At 73.1% G+C, this 9,571-nt stretch carries 11 protein-coding genes; 3 read left to right on the top strand and 8 right to left on the bottom strand.

The window, feature by feature from the left end; translation table 11 throughout:
• Positions 1–605: 605 nt before the first annotated feature.
• Positions 606–980: an FKBP-type peptidyl-prolyl cis-trans isomerase gene (locus tag ABT297_RS41730; protein ID WP_350559296.1), complete on the top strand. Its 375-nt coding sequence runs from the start codon at positions 606–608 to the stop codon at positions 978–980.
• Between the two features lie 168 nt (positions 981–1,148).
• Entirely contained in the window at positions 1,149–1,802 is a 654-nt protein-coding gene (locus tag ABT297_RS41725; RefSeq protein WP_350559293.1) for an adenylate kinase, read from the top strand.
• 12 nt (positions 1,803–1,814) lie between these two features.
• On the opposite strand, the gene pgm is transcribed toward ABT297_RS41725, so the two are convergent.
• The gene (gene pgm / locus ABT297_RS41720; protein ID WP_350559290.1) at positions 1,815–3,446 is read right to left on the bottom strand and encodes a phosphoglucomutase (alpha-D-glucose-1,6-bisphosphate-dependent); all 1,632 of its coding nucleotides are present in this window, start codon (positions 3,444–3,446) and stop codon (positions 1,815–1,817) included.
• Between the two features lie 125 nt (positions 3,447–3,571).
• Entirely contained in the window at positions 3,572–4,069 is a 498-nt protein-coding gene (locus ABT297_RS41715; protein ID WP_350559287.1) for an SPW repeat protein, read from the bottom strand.
• Between the two features lie 161 nt (positions 4,070–4,230).
• On the opposite strand from ABT297_RS41715, the gene ABT297_RS41710 reads away from it, so the two are divergent.
• The gene (locus ABT297_RS41710) at positions 4,231–4,572 is read left to right on the top strand and encodes an MmcQ/YjbR family DNA-binding protein (RefSeq protein WP_350559284.1); all 342 of its coding nucleotides are present in this window, start codon (positions 4,231–4,233) and stop codon (positions 4,570–4,572) included.
• On the opposite strand, the gene ptsP is transcribed toward ABT297_RS41710, so the two are convergent.
• The 6 genes from ptsP to mtlA are packed head-to-tail and all read right to left on the bottom strand — an operon-like array spanning position 4,573 to position 9,413.
• Positions 4,573–6,216 carry a phosphoenolpyruvate--protein phosphotransferase gene (gene ptsP, locus ABT297_RS41705; protein WP_350559281.1) on the bottom strand — a complete coding sequence of 548 codons (1,644 nt, stop codon included), beginning with the start codon at positions 6,214–6,216 and terminating at the stop codon, positions 4,573–4,575. It abuts the gene before it with no gap.
• The gene (locus tag ABT297_RS41700) at positions 6,209–6,487 is read right to left on the bottom strand and encodes an HPr family phosphocarrier protein (RefSeq protein ID WP_350559278.1); all 279 of its coding nucleotides are present in this window, start codon (positions 6,485–6,487) and stop codon (positions 6,209–6,211) included. The genes ptsP and ABT297_RS41700 overlap by 8 nt, the downstream gene beginning before the upstream one ends.
• Positions 6,488–6,497: 10 nt before the next feature.
• Positions 6,498–7,538, bottom strand: coding sequence for a zinc-dependent dehydrogenase (locus ABT297_RS41695; protein ID WP_350559275.1), 1,041 nt, complete (start codon positions 7,536–7,538; stop codon positions 6,498–6,500).
• Positions 7,535–7,969, bottom strand: a complete 435-nt coding sequence (locus ABT297_RS41690; RefSeq protein WP_350559272.1) for a PTS mannitol transporter subunit IIA — start codon at positions 7,967–7,969, stop codon at positions 7,535–7,537. Before ABT297_RS41690 ends, ABT297_RS41695 begins: the two co-directional genes overlap by 4 nt.
• Entirely contained in the window at positions 7,962–8,270 is a 309-nt protein-coding gene (locus tag ABT297_RS41685; RefSeq protein WP_350559269.1) for a PTS sugar transporter subunit IIBC family protein, read from the bottom strand. Before ABT297_RS41685 ends, ABT297_RS41690 begins: the two co-directional genes overlap by 8 nt.
• A 3-nt stretch (positions 8,271–8,273) precedes the next feature.
• Positions 8,274–9,413, bottom strand: a complete 1,140-nt coding sequence (gene mtlA / locus ABT297_RS41680) for a mannitol-specific PTS transporter subunit IIC (RefSeq protein WP_350559266.1) — start codon at positions 9,411–9,413, stop codon at positions 8,274–8,276.
• Between the last annotated feature and the right edge of the window lie 158 nt (positions 9,414–9,571).

Below are 9,571 nucleotides of genomic sequence, written 5' to 3'. Positions count from 1 at the left end.
GCCGGCTGCGCGGACGGCGCGGCGGGGCGGGCGGCGCAGCATTCGCAGGGCCAGCACGGCCAGAAGCGGGGCGGCGAGGTCACCGTGTCCCGGGCGGCAGGCGTCTCCCGCCCCACACCGGCCGGCTGCGCGGCCAGCGCGACCACGCCGCGCCGCAGCGGGCGGCGAGGTCGACCACGGCGCGGCAGGCGACCGTGCCGAGGGTGTACCCGAACTCGCCGCCGACCTCGTTGCACGCGCGGCGGCTCCAGCGCGATCCGGCGGGACAAGGCCGAGCGCGATCCCAGTGCGGCCAGGGCGACCATCGGCCCCGTGCCGAGATTTCTGGATCACGAAACGCGGCGGCGATCGAGCGTGCCGGTGAACATGCCGCCGTGGGCCGTGGCGAACGCGCGGTCACCGAGCAGGCACAGGGTCCAGCAGCGGGTCGGCGAGAGTGCGCCGGCGGCGCGCGAGCACGACGGCGAACGCGAAGCCGGTGGCGCACGTCGCGCCAGAAGCGGCCGTCGCCGGCCGGAACGCTGCCCGGACGGGATGCGTGCGCCGGCGGTACGACGTCATGGGGCAGGATGGAGGCGACGTTTCGTAACGAAGGAGTCAAGCGCATGGCGCTGAGCAAGCCCGAAGTGACCCTGCCCGACGGCCCGCCCCCGGCCGACCTCGTGATCGAGGACATCACCGTGGGCGACGGCCCGGAGGCCGCGCCCGGTCAGCAGGTGAGCGTCCACTATGTGGGAGTTGCACTGTCGACCGGCCGCGAGTTCGACGCCTCGTGGAACCGGGGCGGCTCGTTCGACTTCGGCCTCGGCCGGGGTCAGGTCATCGCCGGCTGGGACCGGGGCGTGGCCGGAATGCGCGTCGGCGGGCGGCGCAAGCTGGTCATCCCGCCGCACCTGGGCTACGGCGACCGTGGCGCCGGCGGCGTCATCAAGCCGGGCGAGACGCTGGTCTTCGTCGTCGACCTGCTCGGCACCCGGTAGAAGCTCAACACCGCCAGACGCGCGGGCATTCCCGGCTGGTGGACTTTCCAGGTTCACAGCCGGGAATGGACAAATTCACACGTGTCCCACAGCGCCCACACCGGATCGGGATGCGATGCTGGACCATCGGCGGCCGGCCGATGAGTAGGCATGCGAAAGGGTGTGCAAATGACGATGCAGTCGGCGGCACCGCGGTCGAAGCGGATTCTGATGGTGGGGGCGCCGGGCGCCGGTAAAGGCACCCAGGCTGACTCGATCGCCAAACAGTTCGGGATCACGCACATCGCCAGCGGCGACCTATTGCGCCGGCACATCGCCCAGAGCACCACGATCGGGCGGACCGTTGAGGACATCGTCAACAAGGGCGAGCTGGTCCCCGACTCGATCATCATGGACATGCTGCGCAAACCGGTCGTGGCCGCCAACGACACCGGTGGCTACGTGCTCGACGGGTTCCCGCGCACGGTGGAGCAGGCCGAGACCGCGTATCGCATCGCCGGTCACCTGGGCGTCGGCGTACAGATCGCGGTGCACCTCGATGTGCCCGAGGACGAGCTCATCCGCCGCCTGCTGGCCCGGGCCCGCGGCGCCGACGACACCGAGGACGTGGTGCGGCGCCGGATCAAGGTGTATGAGGAGAAGACCCGGCCGCTGCTGGACTACTACGCCCAGCGCGAGCTGCTGATCCAGGTCAACGGCGCCCGGCCGGTCGCCGAGGTGACCTGGTCGATCGTCGTGCAGCTGCAGCGGGCGTTCAAGCGCCCCAACACCCACGCCTCCGGCGCCCGTCAGGCCACCACCCAGGATCGGGCGGTGGCCTGAGCGTCCCGCCCGTCAGCCGCGCAGCGCGGCCGACACGACTCCGCGGGCCTCGTCCTGGATGCGCGCCAGGTGCTCCGGGCCCCGGAACGACTCCGCGTAGACCTTGTACACGTCCTCGGTGCCCGAGGGCCGGGCGGCGAACCAGCCCGACTCCGTGACGACCTTGAGTCCGCCGATCGCGGCCCCGTTGCCCGGGGCCGCGGTCAGTTTCGCCGTGATCGGCTCGCCGGCGAGGCTGGTCGCGCCCACCTGCTCGGGCGAGAGCCGGCCGAGGACCGCCTTCTCCTCGCGGGTGGAGGCGACGTCGACGCGGGCGTAGGCCGGCTCGCCGTGCCGGGCGACCAGATCGCGGTAGTGCTCGCTCGGGGTGCGCCCGGTACGGGCGAGGATCTCCGAGGCGAGCAGGCACAGCAGGATGCCGTCCTTGTCGGTGGTCCACACCGAACCGTCGCGGCGCAGGAACGACGCGCCGGCGCTCTCCTCGCCGCCGAAGGCGACCGAACCGTCGAGCAGGCCCGGCACGAACCACTTGAACCCGACCGGGACCTCGACCAGGGTCCGGCCGAGATCGGACGCGACCCGGTCGATCATCGAGGACGACACCAGGGTCTTGCCGATCGCGGCGGCGGCCGGCCAGCCGTCGCGGTTGCGGTAGAGGTAGTCGATGGCGACGGCGAGGAAGTGGTTGGGGTTCATCAGCCCCGCGTCGGGGGTCACGATCCCGTGCCGGTCCGCGTCCGCGTCGTTGCCGGTGGCCACCTGATAGTCGCCGCGCCGGCCGATGAGCGAGGCCATCGCGTTCGGCGACGAGCAGTCCATGCGGATCTTGCCGTCCCAGTCGAGCGTCATGAACCCGAACGTGGGGTCGACGACCGGGTTGACCACGGACAGGTCCAGCTTGTACCGATCGGCGATGTACGCCCAGTACGACACACTCGCCCCGCCCAGCGGGTCGGCGCCGATGCGAATCCCGGCCGCGCCGACGGCGGCCATGTCGATGACCGAGCCGAGGTCGTCGGCGTAGCCGGCGAGGAAGTCGAAGCGCTGCGTGCCCGGCGCGTCCAGGGCGCGCGCGTAGGAAACTCGGCGCACCTCCTTCAGGCCCGCCCGCAGCAGCTCGTTGGCCCGGTCCTGGATCCACTTCGTCACGTCGGTGTCGGCCGGACCGCCGTTGGGCGGGTTGTACTTGAAACCGCCGTCCTCCGGCGGGTTGTGCGACGGGGTGACGACGACGCCGTCGGCGCCGCGGTGGCGGTTGGCGAGGATCGCGTGCGACACCGCCGGCGTGGGTGTGTACCCGTCGCGGCTGTCGATGAGCACGGTGACGTCGTTGGCGGCGAACACCTCCAGTGCGCTGACCGTCGCCGGCTCCGACAGGGCATGGGTGTCCCGGCCGAGGAAGAGCGGGCCGGTGTACCCCTGACTCGCCCGGTAGTCGCAGATCGCCTGGCTGGTCGCGACGATGTGGTCCTCGTTGAACGAGCCGCGCAGGCTCGAACCGCGGTGACCGGAGGTGCCGAAGGCGACCTGCTGGGCGGGGTCGGCCGGGTCGGGATGCACGGCGTAGTAACTGGTGATGAGCCGCGGCACGTCGACGAGGTCGGAGCGCTGCGCGGGCTGCCCTGCGCGGGGATGGACGGACATACCGCATACGTTGCCATGACGGGACGCGGCGCGCGCAACGGACGGGCGGGCTTCCCGGCTCCCGCCGCGCCGGCGCATCGACGGCGAGCCCGGCTGAGCCCGCGGCGCGGGCCCAGCCGGAAGGGTCACCGTGGCGTGCCGGGGGTCGGCTCGCCGGCCCCTGCGCCGCCGCGACCGGTGTACCGGCCGCCCTGCCGCCCGCGGGCCACCATGGCGGGTCGCATCGCCACGAGGCCGAGAACGATCATGATCGCACCGACCACGATGTTGTTGGCGATGATGCCGCCCGTGGCGAACCCACGCAGGATGACCCACGGCGTGATGATCGTCCAGACGCCCACCACCACCGGCAGCCACGCCAGGCTGTGCGTGCGGCCGTAGGCGACGGCGAAGCCGCTGGCCAGGAGGGCCACCGCGATGCCGCAGATCAGGTTGTTGACGGTCAGGTTGAACGCGAAGGGCGTAAAGCCCACCACCCACGGGCTGATCGCCAGGTAGAGCCCGGTGAGCGCCAGGACGCCGTCGGTGATGCGCGCGGCGGGCGTCTCCGCCAGCTGGTCGTACCGTGCACGCAGCTCGACAATATCCGGGTGGCCCGCGAGATCTGAGATGGGTCGGACCATGACGACCCCCTTCCGGTCGGATGACGTTTGGACTAACCCGAAACCGGCGGAACTAACCCGTCGGGGCCGGCTGATGCCACGGGCCGGCCCCGAGAGCGCTCCCATGCTCCCCGCGCGCTCACCGAGCCCAGGGCGGCCGTTCTGCGGTACCGTCGGCGACCATGACCCGGGATGAGCTCATCGCGCACTGCCTCGGCAAGCCCGGCGCCTGGCCGGACGAGCCGTGGGAGGGCAACGTCGTGGCGAAGGTCGGCCCGAGGATCTTCGCCTTCATGGGGGCCGGCACGGTCGGCGTGAAGTGCGCGCCCAGCCGCGAGGCCGCCGACGAGTGGCTGCACCGCTACCCCGAGGACGCTACGGCCATGGCGTACATCGGCCGGTCCGGCTGGAACACCCTGCGCCTCGGCGGTGCGATCCCCGACGACGAGATCCTCGAGGCCGTCGACGAGTCCTACCGCTGGGTCGTCTCCAAGCTCCCCAAGAAGGACCGCCCCGCGCGGTGATCAGCCGGCGGCGCCGCGCCCGGCGGCGCCGCGGGCGGCCCGCGGGGTGTCGGCGGCCAGCGCGGCCTTCGCGATCTGGCGGCACTCCGCCACGGTGTGCGCCGCCAGGGCCTCCCGCACCGCCGGGATGCTGCGCGGCGCCATCGACAGGCTCGACACGCCCAGGCCGGTCAGGACCAGGGCGAAGTCCGGGTCGGCCGCCGCCTCGCCGCACACGCCGACCGGCTTGCCGGCCTCGGTGCCGGCCGCAGCGCACGCGGCGATGAGCGCGATGAGGGCCGGCTGCCACGGGTCGAGCAGCTCCGCGAGGTCGCCGCACATGCGGTCGGCGGCGAAGGTGTACTGGCTGAGGTCGTTGGTCCCGATGCTCAGGAAGTCCACGTCGCGCAGGATCGCCGGGGCGCGCAGGGCGGCCGCCGGGACCTCGATCATCACGCCGGCCGTGGGCAGGCCGTGCGCGCGGCAGGCGGCGGCGAACTCGGCGGCCTCGGCGGGCGTGGCGACCATCGGCGCCATCACCCACACGTCAGCGTCGGTGGCGGCGGCCGCCGTGGCGATCGCGGACAGCTGCGTGCTCAGCACCTCCGGCGCGCGCCGGGCCACCCGCAGGCCGCGCACGCCCAGCGCCGGGTTGGGCTCGCCGGCCAGCCGCAGGAACGGCAGCGGCTTGTCGGCGCCGGCGTCGAGCGTGCGCACGACGACCTTGCGGCCGGGCAGGGCCGAGAAGACCGCGGCGTACGCCTCGACCTGTTCCCGCTCGCCGGGCGGGTGGGTCCGGTCGAGATACAGCAGCTCGGTGCGGAACAGCCCGACGCCCTCGACGTCGCCGGTCAGGTCACGGGCGCCGCCGATGTTGGCCAGCAGCGCGACGGGGTGGCCGTCGGCCGTACGGCCCGGCCCCCGCGACGCCGCCCGTGTCGTCCGCAGCCGCGCGGCGGCCGCGTTGACCGATGCCGCCTCGCCGTCCGGCACGCCGACCGACACCGCACCGGTCCCGCCGTCGAGCGCCACGACCACCGCATCGGCGAGCTGCGAGATTCCGGTGCAGCGCACGACCGCCGGGATGCCCAGCGTCCGGGCCAGGATCGCGGTGTGGCTCGTCGGCCCGCCCTCGGCGGTGACCAGGCCCAGCACCACCGACGGGTCCAGGCCGGCCGTGTCCGCGGGCGCCAGGTCCCGCGCGACGAGGATGAACGGGTGGCCGGGCGACGGCACGCCCGGCATCGGCACGCCCAGGCAGGCCGCGACCAGGCGGTCGCGCAGGTCGTCGAGGTCGCCGACGCGCTCGGCGAGGTATCCACCGGCCGCCTCGAACGCGGCCCGGTGCTCGGCCAGGACCGCGGCGAGGGCGTGCGGCGCCGCCGAGCCCGCCTCGATCGCCGCGTCGGCGGCGTCGGTGAGGGTCTCGTCGGTGGCCATGAGCACCTGCGCGCGGAGCACCTCGGCGGCCGTGTCCTCCACGGCGGCGTCGGCGCGGCGGGTCAGCTCCGCGGCGACGAGGGCGACTGCCCGGCGTACCGAATCCTTCTCCGCCTCGGCATCGACCTGCGCGGGCGGCGACGGCAGCGACGGCGGCGGCGCGAGGTGCAGCACCGGGCCTGCGGCGCGGCCCGGGCTCACCCCGATTCCGCGCAGCTCACGCATCGGGGGCGTCCAGGTCGCGGGCGAGCAGCTCGGCGAGCTCGTCGAGCGCCGCGGCGGCCCCGTCGCCGGAGGCCTCGAGGGTCACCGGCGTGCCCCACTTGGCGCCGAGGGAGAGCACTCCAAGCATGCTACGGGCCGGCACCGGCTTCTTCGAGGTTTCCGTGCGGATCGTCACCGGCACGGTCTGCTTCGCCGCGGCGGCGACGAACAGGGCGGCGGGGCGGGCGTGCAGGCCGCTGGCCGAGCCGACGACGACGGTCCTTTCGGGCACGACTGACCTCCTAGGGTTCGACGGTGACCTTGATCGCCTCGCCGCGGGCGACGATGCCAAAGGCGTCGAGCGCGCGGTCCAGCGGCAGCCGGTGGGTGATGAGGTCGGCGACGGGCACGGCGCCGCCGGCGATGAGCCGCAGCGCGTCCTTGTTGTGCCGCGGGCTGGAGCCGTTGGCCCCGACGATGCTCAGCTCCCGGTAGTGCACCAGGTTGGCGTCCAGTGCGATGACCGGCTTGTCCTTGGGCAGGCCGCCGAAGAAGCTGATCCGGCCCTGCCGGGCGGCCATCCGCACCGCCTGCTCCTGGGCGGCTCCCGCCGCGGCGGCGGTGATGACGACGTCGGCGCCGCGGCCGCCGGTGAACTCGAGGATGGCGTCGACCACGTCGGTCTCCGCGGCGCGGATGGCCGCGTCCGGCCGCACGAGACCGGCGGCCAGGTCGAGGCGCTCGCGGTTGAGGTCGACCAGGAACACGCGGGCGGCGCCGCGGGCCCGGGCCAGGCGTACGTGCAGGCAGCCGATCGGGCCGGAGCCCATCACGACCACGTCGTCGCCCTCGCCCACCGCGGCGAGGCTCTGCCCGTTGAGCACGCACGCGAGCGGCTCGGCGACGGAGGCCTCGGCGAAGCTCAGGCCGTCGGGGATGCGGTTGAGGCCGTCGACGTCGAGCACGTTGTGCGGTACGACCATGTACTCGGCGAAGCCGCCGTCGAAGTGGTACCCCATCGACACCTGGTTGGGGCACACGGTCATCCGGCCGCGGCGGCACTCGGCGCACCGGCCGCACGGGATCGCGGCGATCACCTGGACCCGGTCGCCGGGCGCCCATCCGGTCACGTCGCCGCCGACCTCGACGACCTCGCCGGCGATCTCGTGCCCCATCACCCGCGGCGGGACGATGTGGTGGTGTCCGAAATTCAAGATCTTCACGTCGGTACCGCACGTCGAGCACGCCCGCACCCGGATCTTCACGTCAGCGGGGCCCGGCACGGGCTCGGGCGCCTCCTCGATGCGCACGTCGCCGGGGGCGTGGAACCGCACTACTCTCACGATCGCTCCATCACTAGCAGGTCGAGCACGTGCGCCGGCTCGGTCGCGTCGCGCAGCCGGGCGGCCTGGTCGGGGTCCATCAGGATCTCGGCGAGCTGGGCCAGGATGTCCAGGTGCCCGTCGCCGGCGGCGGCGATCGCCACGCAGACCCGCACGTCCTGCCCGTCCCAGTCGACGCCGTCGGGGAAGCGCAGCACGGCGAGCGCGTCGCGCAGCACGGTCTCCTTGCTGTGCAGCGTGCCGTGCGGGATGGCCACGCCCTCGCCGATGTAGGTGGAGACGCCGCGCTCGCGGTCGAGCATCGCCTCGACGTACGCCGGGCCGACCGCGCCGACCTCGACGAGCACGGCGCCGCAGCGGCGGATCGCCTCGTCGCGCGATCCGGCCCGCTCGTCGAGCCGGATCGCGTCGCGGGCGAGCAGGTCACCCACTGAGCTCACCGCCGCGCTGCACGGCGTCGACGACCTTGGTGACCGCGGGGTCGCCGATGAACACCTGGAACGGGATGATGACCTTGTCGGGGGCGCTGACCCGCGCCCGGGCGGCGAGGCCCTTGTGGCACAGCACGACGTCGGCGTCGGCCGGGATCGAGTTGACCGGCGTGTGCTGCACGGTCACCGCGTTCCTGGCCAGTTGCCGCTTGAGCTGGCCGGCCAGCATGACGCTGCTGCCCATGCCGGCGTCGCAGGCAACGACGATCTTCTTGATGTCGGTACCGCTGATGCTGGGCATGTCTCACGCCTCCTGGCGGCTGAGCTTGACCGCCGCGTCGTGGGTCTCGTCGGGGTTCACGATCGTCTCCTCGTCCGGTCCGGTCGCCTCCTCGGCGGGCTCCCCGCGGCCGAACCCGAGCAGGACCGACGCGACGGCGAAGGTGACCGCGGCGGCGATGACGATGCCGAGGAGCACACCGAAGTGGCCGCCCTTCGGGGTGACCGCCATGTAGGCGAAGATGCTGCCCGGCGACGGGGTGGCGACGAGGCCGGCGCCGGTGATCATGAACGTGCCGACGCCGGCGGCGCCGCCGCAGATCATGGCGAGGATCAGCTTCGGCTTCATGAGCACGTACGGGAAGTAGATCTCGTGGATGCCGCCGAGGAACTGCACGATGATCGCGGCCGGGGCGCTGGGGCGCAGCGAGCGGGGGCCGAACAGGAAGAACGCGAGCAGCAGGCCGAGGCCCGGGCCCGGGTTCGACTCGATCATGAACAGGACCGACTTGCCCTTCTCGGCCGCCTCGGCGACGCCCAGCGGCCCGAGCACGCCGTGGTTGATCGCGTTGTTGAGGAAGAGCACCTTGGCCGGCTCGACCACGAGCGAGGTGAGCGGCAGCGCGTCGTGCCCGACGAGCCAGTCCACGCCGTGGCCGGCCTGCCTGGTGAGCCACTGCACGACGGGGCCGATGCCGTAGAGGCCGCCGACGGCCATCGCGCCGCCGATGATGCCGGCGCTGAAGTTGTCCACGAGCATCTCGAAGCCGGGGCGGACGCGGTTCTCGATGCGGCCGTCCCACAGCTTGAGCAGGTACGCGGTCAGCGGGCCGATGAGCATCGCGCCGAGGAACATCGGCACGTCGGCGCCGATCACGATGCCCATCGTGGCGACCGCGCCGACCACCGCGCCGCGCTGGCCGTGCACCAGGCGGCCACCGGTGTAGCCGATGAGCAGCGGCAGCAGGATCTTGATCATCGGGCCGACCAGCTCCGCGATGTGCGCGTTGGGCAGCCAGCCGGTCGGGATGAACAGCGCGGTGATGAGACCCCAGGCGATGAACGCGCCGATGTTCGGCATGACCATCGACGCGAGGTAGCCGCCGACGCGTTGCACGGAGGCTCGCAAGCCCGAGCCGGTGACCTCAGGTGTGTAGGACGTCACGGGGGTGTCTCCTTCAGGAGGGCTGACCGGAACGCGGCAATGGGCGGAGCTCGTCCGGCCGTGGGCGGATGGTGACGTTGTGGCGGATCAGGTCGGACGGGCCGGGCATGCGGCTGCCGGGCAGGCTCACCGCGGCGGCGCCCCAGGCGAGGCCCTCC

This window comes from Dactylosporangium sp. NPDC000555 (assembly GCF_040300025.1).
GTDB lineage: Bacteria > Actinomycetota > Actinomycetes > Mycobacteriales > Micromonosporaceae > Dactylosporangium.
Note: the sequence above shows the minus strand (reverse complement) of the source record. Positions and strands in the feature narration are given on the sequence as shown.